This window comes from Streptacidiphilus sp. ASG 303 (assembly GCF_020991365.1).
In the GTDB taxonomy this organism is placed as follows: domain Bacteria; phylum Actinomycetota; class Actinomycetes; order Streptomycetales; family Streptomycetaceae; genus Peterkaempfera.
Window position 1 is genome coordinate 160,052 of sequence record NZ_JAJLRA010000008.1, and the last position, 17,201, is coordinate 177,252.

A 17,201-nucleotide genomic window follows, 5' to 3' on the forward strand; every position below is an offset into this window, starting at 1 on the left:
TAAACCCAGGTCTTCAGATGTCATCGCTGGTGCTGAACGGTTGTCCGGCGCCATCCTCGTGCCATGCCCCCGCCCCCCGCCGCAGGACGCGGCGCCATGACCCCCGCCCACATCGGCCTCGCGGTCGCGGTCGCAGCCGTCTGGGGCCTCAACTTCGTCCTCATCGACGTCGGGCTGCACGACTTCCCGCCGCTGCTCTTCTGCGCCCTGCGGTTCACCGCGGTCGCCCTGCCCGGCGTGCTGTTCGCCGGGCCGCCGCGGGTCCCGTGGCGGTGGGTCCTGGCGGTCGGGTTCGTGCTGGGCGTGGTCAAGTTCGGCCTGCTGTTCGTCGGCATGCACGCCGGCATGCCCGCCGGGCTCTCCTCGCTCGTGCTGCAGAGCCAGGCCGTCTTCACCGCCGTCTTCGCCGCGGTGCTGCTGCGCGAGCGCCCCGGCCGCCTGCGCCTGGCGGGCATGGCCCTGGCCCTCCTGGGCATCGCCCTGGTCGCCGCCGACCGGGGCGCCGGCGGCCCGGCCGGATCCTTCGCCCTGGTCGTCGCCGCGGCGGCGGCCTGGGGGCTCTCCAACGTGCTGACCCGCCGGGCCGCCCCGCCCGACATGCTCCGCTGGATGGTCTGGGTGAGCGCCGTGCCGCCGCTCCCGCTCCTCGCCCTCTCCCTGCTGTTCGAGGGGCCGCGGGCGGACCTCGAGGCGCTGCGCACCATCACCCCGGCCGGCCTCGGGGCGGTCGCCTACGTCGCGTGGGCCGCCACCCTCTTCGGCTTCGGCGCGTGGGGGTACCTGCTGCGCGCCTACGACGCCTCGGCGGTGGCGCCGTACTCGCTGCTCGTCCCGGTCTTCGGCATGTCCTCGGCCTGGCTGCTGCTCGGCGAGCGGATCAGCCCGGCGGCCGCCTGCGCGGCGGTCCTGGTGGTCGGCGGGGTCGGGCTCACGGCCCTCAGGCCGCGCCGCCGGACAGGCCCCGCCCCTGCCCCGGGCACCGCCCCGGACCACCGTCCCGCTCCAGGTCCCGGTCCGGCCCCGGTCCCTGCTCGCGCTGCGGGTGCGCCGTCCGCACCCCGTACGACGCCTCCGTCCGGCGCAGGACGCGCAGCAGCGCCTCCCGGTCCCCGGCGCTGACGTCGGCGAAGTACTCCTCGGCGACCTCCTGCCGGACCAGGCCGATCCGCTCCACGGCCCGCCGGCCCGCCTCGGTGAGGTGCAGGCCGACGGCCCGCCGGTCGGCCGGGTCCGGTGCGCGCACCACCAGGCCGGACGCCTCCAGGGCGTCCACCACCGTGGTCGCCGAGCGGGGGGCGATGTGCAGGACGTCGGCCAGTTCGCTCAGGCGCATGGCGCGGCCGGGGGTCTCGCAGTCCGACGCGTGCGCCAGGACCCGCAGCGCGCGCCCCTGGCCCGGCGTGATCCCGTACGGCTCCAGGCCCGCGGCGGTGCGGCGGCGCATCCGCTTCACGGCGCGCGTCAGCGCGTCGGCGAGCTCGGCGGCGTCACCGGGCTCGGCGGTGCCGCCGGGCTGCGGGGCGTCGGGTCGCGGGGCGTCGGGCCGGGCGTCGTCGCCGGGCCGGACAGGGGTGCCGGAGCCGGCGGCGGGCCGGGCGGCGGCCGGTCCGCCGGCGGACCTGGTGGTCGGCGGGGCCATGGGCGGGGCTCCTCGGTGCGGGGTGGTCGCCCAGCGTAGTGGCACGGTGCGGACGGGGAATACGGTGAGGCCGGGCCGCCTTGCGGCTGGTGACGGCCCCGCCTGTCGCAGCGTACGTCCGGCCCCCTGGAGGGAACATGCCCCGATCCGAGGCGCGCGTCACCACCGACCGCCCGCACCGCTACGCCAAGCAGCTCGTCTCCCACCTCGGCCGCCGCATCGAGGCCTCCTGGGACGAGGAGGCCGGCCGCGGCGGACTGGCCTTCGCCGCCGGGACCGGCACCCTGACCGCCGAGCCCGGCGCCCTGCTCCTGGCCGTCGAGGGGGACGCCGCGAGCCTCCCCGTGCTGGAGGACGTCGTCGGCCGCCACCTGGTCCGGTTCGGCACCAAGGACGAGCTCGTCGTGGAGTGGTACCGGGACACCGGTGAGCCCGGCCTGGTCCACCGCGGCGAGGGGGAGCAGGACTGACGCCCGACCCCCTCATGGACCTCACCCCGCGAACTCCGGCCGGGAGGCGGCTGACCCGGGCCGCCCGCGTCCCGGCGCGGGCCCCGTCACCGGACTCGGCCCCGGCCCCGGAGCCGCCCCGCCCCCTGCCCCGGCGCCGGACGCCGCCCGCGATGTCCGAGCCGGGGGGTACGGTTCGTGCCAAGGCGTACCGCACGACCGCAGGGGGTGCCTCATGGGCGGACGCGCGGCGGTGCAGCAGCCGCCGGGGGAGCGGCAGCTCGCCGTGGTCGAGGGTGTCCTGGAGCGGATCACCTACGCCAACGAGGAGACCGGCTACACCGTCGCCCGCGTCGACACCGGCCGCGGGGCGAACGACCTGCTGACCGTCGTCGGCGCGCTGCTCGGAGCCCAGCCCGGCGAGTCGCTGCGGCTGCACGGCCGCTGGGGCTCGCACCCCCAGTACGGCAGGCAGTTCACGGTGGAGAACTACACCACCGTGCTGCCCGCCACCGTCCAGGGCATCCGCCGCTACCTCGGCTCCGGGCTCATCAAGGGCATCGGCCCGCGGCTCGCCGAGCGGATCGTCGACCACTTCGGCACCGGGACCCTCGAGGTGATCGAGCGGGAGCCCGCCCGGCTGATCGAGGTGCCCAAGCTCGGGCCCAAGCGCACGAAGCTCATCGCCGCCGCCTGGGAGGAGCAGAAGGCCATCAAGGAGGTGATGGTCTTCCTGCAGGGCGTCGGCGTCTCGACCTCCCTGGCCGTCCGCATCTACAAGCAGTACGAGGACGCCTCCATCGGCGTGGTGAAGAACCAGCCGTACCGCCTGGCCGCGGACGTGTGGGGCATCGGCTTCCTCACCGCCGACCGCATCGCGCAGGCGGTCGGCATCCCGCACGACAGCCCGGAGCGGGTCAAGGCCGGCCTGCAGTACGCGCTGTCGCAGAGCAGCGACCAGGGGCACTGCTACCTCCCCGAGGAGCGCCTGATCGCCGACGGCGTCAAGCTGCTCCAGGTGGACGTCGGCCTGGTCATCGAGTGCCTGGCGGAGCTGGTCGCGGAGGAGGGCGTGGTCCGCGAGCGGCTGCCCTCCCCCGAGCCGGGCGGCGACCCGGTCACCGCCGTGTACCTGGTGCCGTTCCACCGCGCCGAGATCTCGCTGGCCGCCCAGCTGCTGCGGCTGCTGCGCGCCGACACCGACCGCATGCCCGGCTTCGCCGACGTCGACTGGGAGCGTGCGCTCGGCTGGCTGCGCACCCGCACCGGCGCCGACCTGGCGCCCGAGCAGGAGCAGGCGGTGCGCCTGGCGCTCACCGAGAAGGTCGCCGTGCTCACCGGCGGTCCCGGGTGCGGCAAGTCGTTCACCGTGAAGTCGGTCGTGACCCTCGCCCTCGCCAAGAGGGCCAAGGTGGTGATGGCCGCCCCCACCGGCCGCGCCGCCAAGCGGCTGGCCGAGCTCACCGGCTGCGAGGCGTCGACCGTGCACCGGCTGCTGGAGCTCCGGCCGGGCGGCGACGCCGCCTACGACCGGGACCATCCGCTCGACGCCGACCTGGTGGTGGTCGACGAGGCCTCCATGCTGGACCTCATCCTTGCGAACAAGCTGGTCAAGGCGGTCGCCCCCGGCGCCCACCTGCTGCTGGTGGGCGACGTCGACCAGCTGCCGTCGGTCGGCGCCGGAGAGGTGCTGCGCGACGTCCTGGCCGAGGGCGGACCGGTCCCCGCCGTCCGCCTGACCAGGATCTTCCGGCAGGCCCAGCAGTCCGGCGTGGTCGTCAACGCCCACCGCATCAACGAGGGCCTGCCGCCGCTCACCGAGGGCCTCGCCGACTTCTTCCTCTTCGTGGAGGACGACGCCGAGCGCGCCGCGGGCCTCACGGTGGACGTGGTGGCCCGCCGCATCCCGGCCCGCTTCGGGCTGGACCCGCGCCGCGACGTGCAGGTCCTCGCGCCCATGCACCGCGGCCCGGCCGGCGCCGGCAACCTCAACGTGCTGCTCCAGGCCGCCGTCACCCCCTCCCGCCCCGACACCCCGGAGCGCCGCTTCGGCGGCCGCACCTTCCGGGTCGGCGACAAGGTCACCCAGATCCGGAACAACTACGAGAAGGGCCGCAACGGCGTCTTCAACGGCACCGTCGGCGTGGTCACCGGCATCAACCCCGAGGAGCAGCGGCTCACGGTGCTCACCGACGAGGACGAGGAGGTCCCCTACGCCTTCGACGAGCTGGACGAGCTGGCCCACGCCTACGCGGTCACCATCCACCGCTCGCAGGGCAGCGAGTACCCGGCCGTCGTGATTCCCGTCACCACCTCGGCCTGGACGATGCTCCAGCGCAACCTGCTCTACACGGCCGTCACCCGGGCGAAGCGCATGGTCGTCCTGGTCGGCTCGCGCAAGGCGATCGGGCAGGCCGTGCGCACGGTCAGCGCGGGGCGGCGGCACTCCGCCCTCGACCACCGGCTGGCGGCGGGCTAGCGTCGCGGTCGCGGCCGCGTTCAAGGGGTGAACGCGCACACCCGCCCCTTTCGGGCCACCCCGGGTGCGCGGTTGTCCCCCGTATGGGGGAAGGTAGACCTAGTCAATACACCTTGGCAGAGGTTTCATTCGTCGGTGAGGAAGACGTGAGCGACAACTCGGTAGTACTGCGGTACCAGGACGGCGAGTACGAGTACCCCGTCGTCGAGAGCTCTGTGGGCAACGCCGGCTTCGACATCTCGAAGCTCCGCGCGCAGACCGGCCTGGTCACGCTGGACAACGGCTTCGGCAACACCGCCGCGTACAAGTCCGCGATCACCTTCGTGGACGGTGAGAACGGCATCCTGCGCTACCGCGGCTACCCGATCGAGCAGCTGGCGGAGCAGGGCAGCTTCATCGAGACCGCCTACCTCCTGATCAACGGCGAGCTGCCCACCGCCGACCAGCTGGAGACGTTCCGCAACGAGATCACGCAGCACACCCTGCTGCACGAGGACGTCAAGCGGTTCTACCAGGGCTTCCCGCGCGACGCCCACCCGATGGCGATGCTGTCCTCGGTGGTCAGCGCCCTGTCCACCTTCTACCAGGACAGCCACAACCCGTTCGACCCCGAGCAGCGCCACCTCTCCACCGTGCGCCTGCTCGCCAAGCTCCCCACCATCGCGGCCTACGCGTACAAGAAGTCGGTGGGCCACCCGTTCGTCTACCCGCGCAACGACCTCGGCTACGTCGAGAACTTCCTGCGGATGACCTTCGCGGTGCCGGCCGAGGAGTACGAGCTCGACCCGGTCGTCGTCAACGCCCTGGACAAGCTGCTCATCCTGCACGCCGACCACGAGCAGAACTGCTCGACCTCCACGGTCCGCCTGGTCGGCTCCAGCCAGGCCAACCAGTTCGCCTCCATCTCGGCGGGCATCTCCGCCCTGTGGGGCCCGCTGCACGGCGGCGCCAACCAGGCCGTCCTGGAGATGCTGGAGAAGATCAAGAACGACGGCGGCGACGTCGACGCCTTCATCCGCAAGGTGAAGAACCGCGAGGACGGCGTGAAGCTCATGGGCTTCGGGCACCGCGTCTACAAGTCGTTCGACCCCCGCGCCCAGATCATCAAGAGCGCCGCGCACGACGTCCTCTCCCAGCTGGGCAAGGCCGACGAGCTGCTGGACATCGCGCTGAAGCTGGAGGAGCACGCGCTCTCCGACGACTTCTTCACCGAGCGCAAGCTCTACCCGAACGTGGACTTCTACACCGGCCTGATCTACCGCGCCATGGGCTTCCCCACCAGCATGTTCACCGTGCTGTTCGCCCTCGGCCGCCTGCCGGGCTGGATCGCCCACTGGCACGAGATGATCAAGGACCCGGGCAGCCGCATCGGCCGTCCCCGCCAGATCTACACCGGCACCGAGATCCGCGACTACGTGCCGCTCGGCAGCCGCTGAGCCCGGGGCGCGCCCTGCCGCGCCCCTCGGTCCCGGTCCGGCCGGGCCCGGCTGCCGCCTCCCGCCCTCGGGCGGTGCGCGCGGCCGGGCCCCCTGCCGCCTCCTCCCCGCCGGGGGCGGGGCGGCGCACGACGCCTGACGTCCGGCCGGGACGGCCGCTCAAAGCGTCCCGTTCCGTGTCGCGGCGCCGTGCGTGGGCGGACCGTCCAGCGAAGACGGTCCGGTGTCCGGGGTCCGCCGGAACCCCGTCGGCGGCGTGCGCGGGCTGGTCCGCCCGGCCGCCGCACTCCCAAAGGTATGACGCGGAAGGCTCCGGCGGTGCGCCGGGGTGCGGTGTGAGATGACTCTCACGCCCGGACGGGCCCGCCCCGGGGCACCCCCGCCGCCGGGCCCGCTCACCCTCCGTGATACTAATCACCCGTTCCGCGACCGCGGCCCTCCCGGGCCGACCAGCCCAGGGAGGGACGCATGGCCAGGAACGTCGTCGTGACCGGCGGCGGCACGGGCATCGGCCGCACGGTGGCGCGCCGCTTCGCCGAGGCGGGGGAGCGGGTCGTGATCGTCGGCCGCCGCCGCGAGGTGCTGGTCCGCGCGGCCGCCGAACTCGGCCCCGGTGTCACCCCGCTGGTCTGCGACCTCGCCGACCCGGACGCGGTGGAGGCCGCCCTGGGGGAGCTGCCCTCCCGCATCGACGTCCTGGTCAACAACGCCGGCAGCCGCGAGACCGCCATGGGCCCGGGCCCGCACGCGCTGCTGGCCCGCTGGCGCGGCGACTTCGAGCGCAACGTCATGACGGCGGTGCTGCTCACCGAGTCGGTCCGCGACCGGCTCACCCCCGGCGAGGGCCGGGTGGTCACCGTCAGCTCCATCGCCGCCCTGCGCGGCGCGGGCTCGTACGGCGCCGCCAAGGGCGCCCTGCACGCCTGGAACCACTTCCTCGCCGCCCAGCTCGGCCCCTCGGGCATCACCGCCAACATCGTGGCGCCCGGCACCGTCGCCGGCACCGAGTTCTTCGGGCCCCGCCTGGACGAGGCCGAGCTCTCCCGCCGCGCCGGGCGCACCCTGCTGGGCCGCATCGGCCAGCCCGCCGACGTCTCGGCGGCGGTGTACTTCCTGGCGTCGCCCGAGGCCGGCTACATCACCGGCGAGATCCTCAACTGCAACGGCGGCGAGCTGCTGGGACGCTGAACGGCTCCGCCGCCGGCCCCGGGCCGGGGCCCGCTGCCCCTGCCGGGGACCGGCGGCGGCCGTCCAGCACCCCGCCGTCCAGCACCCCGCCGTCCCGCACCCCGCCGGCCCGGAGGCCGAACCGGCGTCGGGGCCGGCCCCCGGACCGCCGCCGCCGTCAGTCCGTCCGCGCCGTCAGTCCGTCCGCGCCGTCAGTCCGTCCGCGCCGTCAGTCCGTCCGCGCCGTCGGTCCGTCCGCGCCGTCAGTCCGTCCGCGCCGCCTGGAAGGTGCGCAGGCGGAGGCTGTTGGTGACGACGAAGACGGAGGAGAAGGCCATCGCCGCCCCCGCGATGACGGGGTTGAGCAGGCCGAGCGCGGCGAGCGGCAGGGCGGCGACGTTGTAGGCGAAGGCCCAGAAGAGGTTGCCCTTGATGGTGGCCAGGGTGCGCCGGGCCAGGCGGATGGCGTCGGCGGCCACCCGCAGGTCGCCGCGGACCAGGGTGAGGTCGCCGGCCTCGATGGCGGCGTCGGTGCCGGTGCCCATGGCCAGGCCCAGGTCGGCCTGGGCGAGGGCGGCGGCGTCGTTGACGCCGTCGCCGACCATGGCCACCGTGCGGCCCTGCTCCTGGAGGCGGCGGACCGTGGCGACCTTGTCCTCGGGCAGGACCTCGGCGATCACCTCGTCGATGCCGACCTCGGCGGCCACGCTCCGGGCCGCCGCCCGGTTGTCGCCGGTGAGCAGGACCGGCGTCAGGCCCAGGGCGCGCAGCTCGCGGACCGCCTGCGCGCTGGTGGGCTTGACGGTGTCGGAGACCTCCAGCACCGCCCGGGCCCGTCCGTCCCAGCCGACCGCGACCGCGGTCCGCCCGGCCTGCTCGGCGGCGGCCTTCGCCCGGACGAGCTCCTCGGGCAGCTGCTGGGACCGGTCGGCCAGGAACTGCTCGCGGCCGGCGAGGACGGCGTGGCCGTCGACGACGCCCTGCACGCCCCGGCCGGGGACGCCGGCGAACTCCTCGACGGGCGGCAGGGACCCGACGCGGTCGGCGGCGGCGGTGGCGACGGCGCGGGCGATGGGGTGCTCGGAGGCGTGCTCCAGGGCGCCGGCCAGCCGCAGCACCTCCTCCTCGTCCTCGCCGTCGGCGGTGTGCACGGCGGTCAGGGCCATGCGGCCGGTGGTGACGGTCCCGGTCTTGTCCAGGACGACCGTGTCGACGGTGCGGGTGGTCTCCAGGACCTCGGGGCCCTTGATGAGGATGCCGAGCTGGGCGCCGCGGCCGGTGCCCACCATCAGGGCCGTGGGGGTGGCCAGGCCCAGCGCGCAGGGGCAGGCGATGATCAGCACCGCCACCGCGGCGGTGAACGCCTCGGCCGGGTTCCCGGAGACCAGCAGCCAGGTCGCCAGCGTGGCCGCGGCGAGGAGGATGACGACCGGGACGAAGACGGCGGAGATGCGGTCGGCGAGCCGCTGGGCGGCGGCCTTGCCCATCTGGGCGTCCTCCACCAGCTTCGCCATCCGGGCCAGCTGCGTGTCGGCGCCGACCCGGGCGGCCTCGACCACCAGGCGGCCGCCGGCGTTGAGGGTGGCACCGGTGACGGCGTCGCCGGGTGCGACCTCCACGGGCACCGGCTCGCCGGTGAGCATGGAGGCGTCGATCGCGGAGGTGCCCTCCACCACGACCCCGTCGGTGGCGACCTTCTCCCCGGGGCGGACCACGAACCGGTCGCCGACCTGCAGCCGGTCGGCGGGGACGCGGACCTCGCGGCCGCCGCGCAGCACCGCGACGTCCTTGGCGCCCAGGTCGAGCAGGGCGCGCAGCGCGGCCCCGGCGCGGCGCTTGGAGCGGGCCTCGAAGAACCGGCCGAGGAGGATCAGGGTGGTGACGGCGGCCGCGGTCTCCAGGTAGAGGGTGGAGGCGGCGTCGGCCCCGCCGACCGCGAGGGTGAAGCCGTGCTTCATCCCCCGCATGCCCGCGTCGCCCCAGAACAGGGCCCACACCGACCAGCCGAACGCGGCCAGGGTGCCCAGCGAGACCAGGGTGTCCATGGTGGCGGCGCGGTGGCGCAGGTTGGTCCACGCCGCCCGGTGGAAGGGCCAGCCGCCGTAGGCCACGACCGGCCCGGTCAGCGCGAACGCCAGCCACTGCCAGTCGTCGAACTGCAGCGCGGGGACCATGGAGAGCAGGACGACCGGGACCGACAGGGCGGCGCTGATCCGCAGGCGCTGCAGCAGCGGGTCGGGCCCGCCGGGCTCGGCGGCCCCGGCGGCGGCCCCGGCCGCGGCGGCCGGCTCCGGCTCGGGCGGCGGGGGGAGTTCGGCGGTGTAGCCGGCCTTCTCCACGGTGGCGATCAGGTCCTCGACCCGGATCCCGGGGCCGAAGTCGACGCGGGCCTTCTCGGTGGCGAAGTTCACCGACGCCTGCACGCCGTCCAGGCGGTTGAGCTTCTTCTCGATCCGCGCCGCGCAGGAGGCGCAGGTCATGCCACCGATCGCCAGCTCGACGCGGTCCGGGTCCTCGCGCACGGGGGCGCTCGTGCTCATGATCCCCTCCTGGGGTGGTGCCGAGTGGGGTGAGGGGCGCGGGCGGGCAGGCCCGCGCCCCGGCGGGTCAGGCGCGGCCGACCAGCTCGTAGCCGGCCTCGTCCACGGCGGCGCGCAGCGCGGCCTCGTCCACCGGCTGCTCGGAGGAGACCGTCACGGTGCCCGCCTTGGCGTCGGCCGACACGCCGGTCACGCCGGGCAGGGCGGAGACCTCCTCGCTGATCGACTTCTCGCAGTGGCCGCAGCTCATGCCGGTGACGGTGAAGACGGTGGTGGTGGACATCTCTCGTGCCTCCTGTGGACGGGTCTCTCCGATGGACAACACCATACCCCCCTGGGGTATTCCCGGGCAGGGGGGTCCGGGGTGGATGATGCCGATGAGGCCGAGGGTAGTGAGGTCGCGGAGGTTTGCCCCTTTCGGTCGCCCCCCGGCAGGCCGGGCGGGGCGCAGAACCACCCGCCCAGCCCGCCCCGTCCGGCCCCGCCTGGCCCAGCCCGCCCCGCCCGGCCCAGCTCGCCCCGCCCGCCCCGCCCCGCCCGGGCCGGTCCCGCCCCGCCCGCCGGGCCTGCCCGGCGCCGCTGCCGGCCGGTCCCCGGCCGGGAACGGCGAAGCGGCCTGCGGGCCGGAGAGTGCTCTCCGGCCCGCAGGCCGCTTCGGGTTTCGGGTCCCGGATGCCGCCGCCCCGCGGCGGTGGCGGGGTCAGAGGGGCAGCAGGTCGGGCCGCTTCGCCTCAATGTGGTCGCCCGAGGACTCGCCCCGCAGCCGCCGCCCCACCCACGGCACCAGGTGCTCCCGCGCCCACTGGAGGTTCTCCCGGCGCAGCTCCGCCGGGCTGTGCCACTCCGGCGGCGGCCACGCCTCCTCCGGGTCGCGCTCCACCGGCAGCCCGAGCACCTGGGCGGCGCGCAGGGCCACCCGCTGGTGCCCCTCCGGCGACAGGTGCAGCCGGTCCGAGCTCCACGCCCGGCGGTCCTGGACCGACCGCAGCGACCAGAGGTCCAGCACCGCGCAGCCGTGCCGGTCGGCGATGGCCCGCAGATGGGCGTTGTACGTCGCGATCCGGCCGCGCAGCCTGCGCAGCACGGGCATGTCCCGCGTGTCGAAGCCGGTGCAGATCAGCACCGTGCCCGCGGCGGACCGCAGCTGCACCACGGCGGCCTCGAAGGTCTCGGCGATCGCGTCCGGGTCGCTGCCCGGGCGCAGCACGTCGTTGCCCCCGCCGCAGATGCTCACCAGGTCGGGCCGCAGCTCCTGGACCCGGGGCACCTGCTCCTCGACCATCTGCGCGATGAGCCGGCCGCGCACCGCGAGGTTCGCGTACCGGAAGCCCCCGTCCGGGCGGCCGGCGGCCAGCAGCTCGGCCAGCCGGTCGGCCCAGCCCGCGTATCCCGCGCCGTCCGGTCTGGGGTCGTTCAGGCCCTCGGTGAAGCTGTCCCCTACGGCCACGTACGAGGCGATGGTGAAGTTGTCCGATTGATCTGCCACGGCTCCCCATCCTGAACCCGCCCACGTGACCTACGCCACCGTAGGGAGGGGTTGACGAACCGTGACATCCACCACTCGGTCACCGGGAATAGCAGGTCCGGGCGCTGCTCGGCCGCCCCCGCCCTTGCCCCCGCCCCCGCCCCCGCCCCTGCGGCCGTCCCCCGTCCGCCGCCCGGCTCCCGCGGCGGCCCCGGCGTACGGCCCCGCCACCGCCCGTCCCCTCCGCACCGGCCGCCGGTCCGGGGGCGTCCCGCCCGACCCCCCGTCACTTGGCGTCGGCGTAGCAGTCCACCACCCGCGTCTCCATCGGCATCCGGACCGGCGTGTCCCCGAAGACCAGGGTGCGGGCCTCCTCCGCGGCCGCCGCGACGGCGGCCGCGGCCTCGTCCGCCTGCTGGGTGGGGACGTGCACCACCACCTCGTCGTGCTGGAAGAACACCAGGTGCGGCCGCCCGCCGGTGGCGTCCGGACCGATCTCCGCCAGCCTGCGGCGCAGCGCGGCGAGCAGGGCGAGCGCCCAGTCGGCGGCGCTGGCCTGGATGACGAAGTTCCGTGTGAAGCGGCCCCGGGCGCGCGCCGCCCGCTCGCCGTCGGGGCCCGCGGCCGGGCCGTCCCCGGGCGGGCCGCCCGTCGGGCCCCCCTCCTCCGGCCCGTCCTCCCCGGTCCGTCCCGCCGACGGCGGCGGGCACACCCGGCCCAGCCGCGAGGCGACCACCCCGCCCTGCTCGCCCGTGCGGGCCGCCGCCTCCACGTACGCCATCGCCGCCGGGAACCGCCGGTTCAGCACGGCCAGCAGCGGCCCCACCTCGCCGCTGGTCTGCCCGTACATCGCGCCCAGCAGGCCCAGTTTGGCCCGGGCGCGGTCACCGCCGAACGCCGTCCGCGCCAGCGCCTCGTACAGGTCGCCCTGCGCGGCCGCCCGCGCCAGGCCCGCGTCCTGCGACACCGCCGCCAGCACCCGCGGCTCCAGCTGCGCCGCGTCGGCCACCACCAGCGACCAGCCCGGGTCGGCGACCACCGCGCCGCGCAGCATCCGCGGGATCTGCAGCGCGCCGCCGCCCCGGCTGGCCCAGCGCCCCGACACCACACCGCCGACCACGTACTCCGGACGGAACCGCCCGCCGCGGGCCCACGCCTCCTGCCACGCCCAGCCGTGCGCGGCGTGGATGCGCGACAGCTCCTTGTAGCGCAGCATCAGCGCCGCCGCCGGGTGGTCGACCCGCTGCAGCACCCAGGAGCGGGTCGACGGCAGGCTGATGCCCTGCTCGGCGAAGGCCCGCAGCACCTGGGCGTGCGAGTCCGGGTTGAAGGGGCGCCCGCCCAGCGCCCGCTGCACCTCGCCGGCCAGCTCCGCCAGCACCCGCGGCCGCACCCCGGGCGGTGTGCGCGGGCCGAGGAGGCGGGTCAGCAGCCGGTCGTGCACGTCCGCCCGCCACGGCAGGCCCTCGTACGTCATCTCCGCCGCGGCCAGCGCCCCGGCGGACTCCGCGGCGCACAGCAGCCGCAGCAGGCCGGGGCGGTCCCCGCGGGCGGCGCGGCGCTGCTGGTCGGCGTGGACCTCGACCACGGCCCGCAGCACGTCCGTCCCCGGCGGCAGCTGGTGGCGGTCGGGCTGGAACAGGCCGGGCTGGCCGTCGTGCGCGGGACCGTCCGGCAGGTCCTCCGGGACCGGCAGGCCGTGCAGCCGGGCCCAGGCGGCGCCCAGCGACCGCGGCGCGCCGTGGCGCCCCTCCCGGCCCAGCAGCAGGGGCTCCACCAGGGACAGGTCGTGGCAGCGGGCGACCCGCAGCGGCAGCAGCCCCGGGTACACGCCGTCGGCCGACGCCCACACCCACCGCGGCCGCTCCCGGGTCTCCGCGGCGGCCACGGCCGCGGCCAGGTCCGGGGCGTGCTCGGGCGGCCCGGCCGGGGCGCCGTCGTCGGCCAGGCGCTGCAGCCGGCCGCCGGGGCCGTCGGGGTCGGCCACGAGCGCGATGCGGGCTGCCATGGGGTCCTTGGGTCCTTCTCCGGGTCAGGGGACGCCTCCGACCATAGCCGCGGGGTCCGACAGCCGGACCCGGCCGGACCGCCGCCGCGCCGCACCCGGCCCCGGCGGCCCCGCTCCTCCGGCCGGTCCCGGCCCTGCGGCCCCTGCCTGCCCGGACCGGCGGCCCGGGGGCGTGCGGCCCGGAGGGGCGGGCACAATCGGGGCATGGACGAAGGCGGGGACGCGGCGTGCTGGCTGGACCGGGTCTGCACCGGGTGCGGACGGTTCCGGGAGGACGGCGCCGCACCGGTCTGCGACCACTGCGGCACCCCCGTGGAGGGGGCCCGCGGACCGTCCGCGGGCGGTGACGACCACCCCCGGCCCGCCCCGGACGCCGGGCCCGTCCCGGACCGCGACCGCGACGCCGGCGGCCGCGCCCGCAACGCCCGGCCCCGGGACGGCCTCGGCCGCCCCCTGCCGTACGGCTCCCCGGGCGTGGCCCGGCAGCCCGAGGGCGTGCGGCGCACCCCCGCGGAGACGCTCGCCGAGGCGCAGCGGCTCCTGGACGGCGGCATGCCCTTCCACGCCCACGAGGTGTTCGAGGACGCCTGGAAGGCGTCGGCCGGGCCCGACCGCGGACTGTGGCGCGGCCTCGCCCAACTGGCGGTGGGGCTCACCCACGCGGCGCGCGGCAACCCGTCCGGCGCGGCGGCGCTGCTCGGCCGGGCCGCCGACGCCCTGGCCCCGTACGGCGCCGACGCGCCCCACGGAGTCCCGGCCGCCGCCCTCGCCGCCTGGGCCCGCCGGGCCGCGGCCGCCGGCGGGACCGCGGACGGCGCCCCGCCCCGCCTGCCCGCGCACCCCGGCGGCGCCCCGGACGCCTCCGGCGTAGGGGAGCGCGCCGCCGCACCCGGCCCCCGGGACCGCCGGCCCCAGGACGGCGCCCGACCGGACGGCACCTGACCGGACGGGACCCCGCCGGACGGCACCTGACCGGACGGAACCCCACCGGACGCCACCCGACCGGACGGAACCCCGCCGGACGGCCGGGGCGGCCCTACCGGAGGATCCCCGCGGTCCGGGCCGCGACGAGCCAGTCGGGGAACTCCACCATGAGGCGGTCGTACAGATCCGTGTCGGAGACGCCCCGCGGATCCGTGCCGGCGCCGAAGTAGCCGGCGTTGTCGACCACCCGCCTGCGGAGGGTGTCCAGGCCGCGGAGGAAGCCCAGGGCGCTGCTCGACCCGAAGCCGACGAACTGCCAGAAGATCGGCAGGGAGGAGGAGGCGCGCAGGAGCCTGCGGGTCCTCCTGCGGTCGAAGGGGTCCCCGTCGGTCTGGAAGATCACGAAGGCCGGGTCGACGGCCCCGCTCTCCCGGTAGTGGTCGATGACGGCCCGCATCGCGGGGACGTAGCGCGTCCCGCCCCAGCCCAGCGACCGGTGCAGGCGGTCGATGCGGCCCCGGTGGTTGTCCAGGCCGATCTCTGCCACGAGGTCGACGCCGGAGGAGAAGAACACGAGCGGGACGACCCCGTCGTCGTCGAGGTTGGCGGAGAGCCCCAGGGCCTGTTCGGCCAGGTGCTGCATGGTGCCGTCGCGGTAGAACCCCTGCATGCTCGCGGAGTGGTCCATGACCAGGTAGACCGCCGCACGCTGCCCGGCGACGCCGCGTTTGGCCAGGGAGACGCCCGCCGCCTTGTAGAGGCTCACGAGCTCCGGTGCCGTGCGCCGGACCTTGTCCAGGCTGACGGCCGCCGGGCCGCCCGCCGGGGCGCCGCCGCCCTTGCCGGGATCGCCGTCCACGTCTTCCTCCCCCCGGGCCGTCCGTCACGGCGAGCCCGCGGAACGCAGGCCGCCCCGGTCGGGCCCGCGCCAGACCCTAGTGGTGCGTGCACGGCAACTCCAGTGCCCGGGGCCTCCGCGGGTGCAGTTGACGGAGCGTCACTTCCTGCCGCCGTTCCGCCCCCGCCGACCCGCGCTGCGGCCGCTCCTCCGTCCCGCCCCCGCCTCCCGGAGCCGCGGCCGCCGCTCCCGCGGAGGCGCCTCCGGGCGGCTGCCGCCCCGGCGCCGGGCCCGCAGAATTCCGTTGCGGTCCCCGCGGCGCCGTGCGACGGTGGAGGCCGTCCGCAGTCGTCGAGAAGGAGCAGGCCGTTGCTCGTCTGAGGCCATGAGACACCGTGCCCCGCGTGAGTCCTCCGCGCGGCATGCGTCCGGCCCAGGCAGCGAGCCGCCCTCCCGCACCCGCCCCCGTGTCCGTCCCCGGACCCGGCGCCCCGCGGACGGGTCCCGCAGCGCCCCCTGCCGTCCCCGCCGCCGCAGCGGTGTCTCCGCACCACCGCCGAGACCGCCACGCACACCGCCGGGAGACACCTTGGCCACCGCCCGACCCACCGCACCCTCGATCCGCTGCTCCGCCCTGGGCTTCGACTGGCCCGACGGCACCCCCGCCCTCGACGGCCTCGACTTCACCGTGGGGGCCGGCCGCACGGGGCTGATCGGCGCCAACGGCTCCGGCAAGTCCACCCTGCTGCGGCTCGTCGCCGGGCAGCTCGCCCCCACCCGCGGCACCGTTCGCGTCACGGGCACCCTCGGCCTGCTCCCGCAGGACGTCGTCCTCGATGCGGGCCGCCGCGTCGAGGAGGTGCTCGGCATCGCCGCCGCCAGGGCCGCGCTCCACGCGATCGAGGGCGGCGACACCCGCGAGGAGCACTTCACGGCCGTCGGCGACGACTGGGACGTCGAGGAGCGCGCCCACGCCGTCCTCGACCGGCTCGGACTCGGCCGCATCGGCCTGGACCGGCGCATCGGCGAGCTCTCCGGCGGCGAGTCCGTGCTGCTCTGCCTGGCGGCGCAGCTGCTGCGCCGCCCCGACGTCCTGCTCCTCGACGAGCCCACCAACAACCTCGACCTCGACGCCCGGCGGCGGCTCCACGACGCGGTCGCCTCCTGGACCGGGGTGCTGCTGGTCGCCAGCCACGACAGCGGGCTCCTGGGCCTGGTCGACCGGATCGCCGACCTGCGGGACGGCGGTGTCCGCTGGTACGGGGGCGATTTGGAGGCGTACCGGGAGGCCGTGGCCGCCGAGCAGGAGGCGGCGCGGCGCGCGGTGCGGGCCGCGGAGTCCGACGTCCGCCGGCAGCGGCGCGAGCTCGCGGAGGCGCGGGTCAGGCTCGACCGCCGGCAGCGGTACGGGCAGAAGATGGAGGGCACCAAGCGCGAACCGAAGATCGTGATGGGGGGACGCAAACAGCAGGCCCAGGTGTCCGCGGGCAAGCACCGCGCCCTCCACGACGACCGGCTGGAGCAGGCCCGGGAGCGGCTGGCGGAGGCGGAGGGGGCGGTCCGGGACGACGACACGATCCGGGTGGACCTGCCGGACACCGCGGTCCCGGCCGGGCGCACCGTGTTCACCCTCTCCGGCGTGCGGCTGCGCTGCGGGGCCCTGGCCGACCTGGAGGTGCGCGGCCCGGAGCGGATCGCCCTGACGGGCCGCAACGGCGCGGGCAAGTCCACGCTGCTGCGCACCCTCGCGGGGGAGCTCGCACCCGAGGCGGGTGAGGTCGCGGTCGCGGTGCCGGTGCGGTACCTGCCGCAGCGGCTCGACCTGCTGGACGACGGGCTGACGGTCGCCCGGAACGTCGGCCGCTTCGCCCCGGCCGCCACCGACAACCAGATCCGCGCCCGGCTCGCCCGCTTCCTCTTCCGGGGCGGGCGGGCCGACCTGCCGGCCGGCGCCCTCTCGGGCGGCGAGCGGTTCCGGGCGACCCTGGCGGCCCTGCTGCTGGCCGAGCCCGCCCCGCAGCTCCTGCTACTGGACGAGCCGACCAACAACCTCGACCTGGACAGCGTCCGGCAGCTCGCCGCCGCCCTGGAGTCGTACCGCGGGGCGCTGGTGGTGGCCTCCCACGACCTGCCGTTCCTGGACGCGATCGGGGCCACCCGCCGGCTGCACCTCGACGGCAGGCTGAAGGAGGCCGGCGGCCCGTGAGGCCCGCCGCCGCCCCGCCTCCCCGTCTCCCTGTGGCCGCACCTGGCCGA

Annotated in this window: 12 protein-coding genes and 1 pseudogene; 7 read left to right on the forward strand and 6 right to left on the reverse strand. The window is 76.4% G+C overall.

The features are described 5' to 3' along the window. Positions 1-96 precede the first annotated feature (96 nt). Positions 97-1,119 (forward strand): EamA family transporter, encoded by a 1,023-nt coding sequence (locus LO771_RS13615; protein ID WP_230652232.1) that lies wholly within the window; start codon positions 97-99, stop codon positions 1,117-1,119. Between the two features lie 100 nt (positions 1,120-1,219). On the opposite strand, the pseudogene LO771_RS31330 reads toward LO771_RS13615, so the two are convergent. Further along, positions 1,220-1,639: pseudogene (locus LO771_RS31330) on the reverse strand (MarR family winged helix-turn-helix transcriptional regulator); the annotation flags it as partial. A gap of 137 nt (positions 1,640-1,776) precedes the next feature. Between LO771_RS31330 and LO771_RS13625 the strand changes: the two are divergent. From LO771_RS13625 to LO771_RS13640, 4 genes are all read left to right on the forward strand, one after another. Continuing rightward, positions 1,777-2,109, forward strand: coding sequence for a DUF2218 domain-containing protein (locus tag LO771_RS13625; protein ID WP_230652033.1), 333 nt, complete (start codon positions 1,777-1,779; stop codon positions 2,107-2,109). 214 nt (positions 2,110-2,323) lie between these two features. After that, positions 2,324-4,567 carry an ATP-dependent RecD-like DNA helicase gene (locus LO771_RS13630; protein ID WP_230652035.1) on the forward strand — a complete coding sequence of 748 codons (2,244 nt, stop codon included), beginning with the start codon at positions 2,324-2,326 and terminating at the stop codon, positions 4,565-4,567. Positions 4,568-4,713: 146 nt separating this feature from the next. Then, positions 4,714-6,003 (forward strand): citrate synthase, encoded by a 1,290-nt coding sequence (locus LO771_RS13635; protein WP_230652037.1) that lies wholly within the window; start codon positions 4,714-4,716, stop codon positions 6,001-6,003. Positions 6,004-6,471: 468 nt separating this feature from the next. Beyond that, a complete protein-coding gene (locus LO771_RS13640; RefSeq protein WP_230652039.1) occupies positions 6,472-7,191 on the forward strand; it encodes an SDR family NAD(P)-dependent oxidoreductase in 720 nt (239 codons plus the stop codon). A 242-nt stretch (positions 7,192-7,433) separates the two neighbouring features. On the opposite strand, the gene LO771_RS13645 is transcribed toward LO771_RS13640, so the two are convergent. From LO771_RS13645 to LO771_RS13660, 4 genes are all read right to left on the reverse strand, one after another. Beyond that, a complete protein-coding gene (locus LO771_RS13645; RefSeq protein WP_230652041.1) occupies positions 7,434-9,710 on the reverse strand; it encodes a cation-translocating P-type ATPase in 2,277 nt (758 codons plus the stop codon). Between the two features lie 67 nt (positions 9,711-9,777). Beyond that, entirely contained in the window at positions 9,778-10,038 is a 261-nt protein-coding gene (locus tag LO771_RS13650) for a heavy-metal-associated domain-containing protein (protein ID WP_230652043.1), read from the reverse strand. Positions 10,039-10,410: 372 nt separating this feature from the next. After that, positions 10,411-11,196 (reverse strand): SGNH/GDSL hydrolase family protein, encoded by a 786-nt coding sequence (locus tag LO771_RS13655; protein ID WP_230652045.1) that lies wholly within the window; start codon positions 11,194-11,196, stop codon positions 10,411-10,413. A 265-nt stretch (positions 11,197-11,461) separates the two neighbouring features. After that, positions 11,462-13,183, reverse strand: a complete 1,722-nt coding sequence (locus LO771_RS13660; RefSeq protein ID WP_230652047.1) for a bifunctional 3'-5' exonuclease/DNA polymerase — start codon at positions 13,181-13,183, stop codon at positions 11,462-11,464. A 204-nt stretch (positions 13,184-13,387) separates the two neighbouring features. Between LO771_RS13660 and LO771_RS13665 the strand changes: the two genes are divergently transcribed. Next, the gene (locus LO771_RS13665; protein ID WP_255744267.1) at positions 13,388-14,125 is read left to right on the forward strand and encodes a DUF309 domain-containing protein; all 738 of its coding nucleotides are present in this window, start codon (positions 13,388-13,390) and stop codon (positions 14,123-14,125) included. Positions 14,126-14,219: 94 nt separating this feature from the next. On the opposite strand, the gene LO771_RS13670 is transcribed toward LO771_RS13665, so the two are convergent. Further along, entirely contained in the window at positions 14,220-14,966 is a 747-nt protein-coding gene (locus tag LO771_RS13670; RefSeq protein ID WP_230652049.1) for a VWA domain-containing protein, read from the reverse strand. A 568-nt stretch (positions 14,967-15,534) separates the two neighbouring features. On the opposite strand from LO771_RS13670, the gene LO771_RS13675 reads away from it, so the two are divergent. After that, positions 15,535-17,151 (forward strand): ABC-F family ATP-binding cassette domain-containing protein, encoded by a 1,617-nt coding sequence (locus LO771_RS13675; protein WP_230652051.1) that lies wholly within the window; start codon positions 15,535-15,537, stop codon positions 17,149-17,151. Positions 17,152-17,201: the final 50 nt, after the last annotated feature.

What these genes read in the sequence shown, in the direction of transcription:
- LO771_RS13615 (WP_230652232.1), top strand. Translation starts at nt 97, where the DNA reads ATGACCCCCGCCCACATCGGCCTCGCGGTCGCGGTCGCAGCCGTCTGG.
- LO771_RS13625 (WP_230652033.1), top strand. Translation starts at nt 1,777, where the DNA reads ATGCCCCGATCCGAGGCGCGCGTCACCACCGACCGCCCGCACCGCTAC.
- LO771_RS13630 (WP_230652035.1), top strand. Translation starts at nt 2,324, where the DNA reads ATGGGCGGACGCGCGGCGGTGCAGCAGCCGCCGGGGGAGCGGCAGCTC.
- LO771_RS13640 (WP_230652039.1), top strand. Translation starts at nt 6,472, where the DNA reads ATGGCCAGGAACGTCGTCGTGACCGGCGGCGGCACGGGCATCGGCCGC.
- LO771_RS13645 (WP_230652041.1), bottom strand. Translation starts at nt 9,710, where the DNA reads ATGAGCACGAGCGCCCCCGTGCGCGAGGACCCGGACCGCGTCGAGCTG.
- LO771_RS13650 (WP_230652043.1), bottom strand. Translation starts at nt 10,038, where the DNA reads ATGGTGTTGTCCATCGGAGAGACCCGTCCACAGGAGGCACGAGAGATG.
- LO771_RS13660 (WP_230652047.1), bottom strand. Translation starts at nt 13,183, where the DNA reads ATGGCAGCCCGCATCGCGCTCGTGGCCGACCCCGACGGCCCCGGCGGC.
- LO771_RS13665 (WP_255744267.1), top strand. Translation starts at nt 13,388, where the DNA reads ATGGACGAAGGCGGGGACGCGGCGTGCTGGCTGGACCGGGTCTGCACC.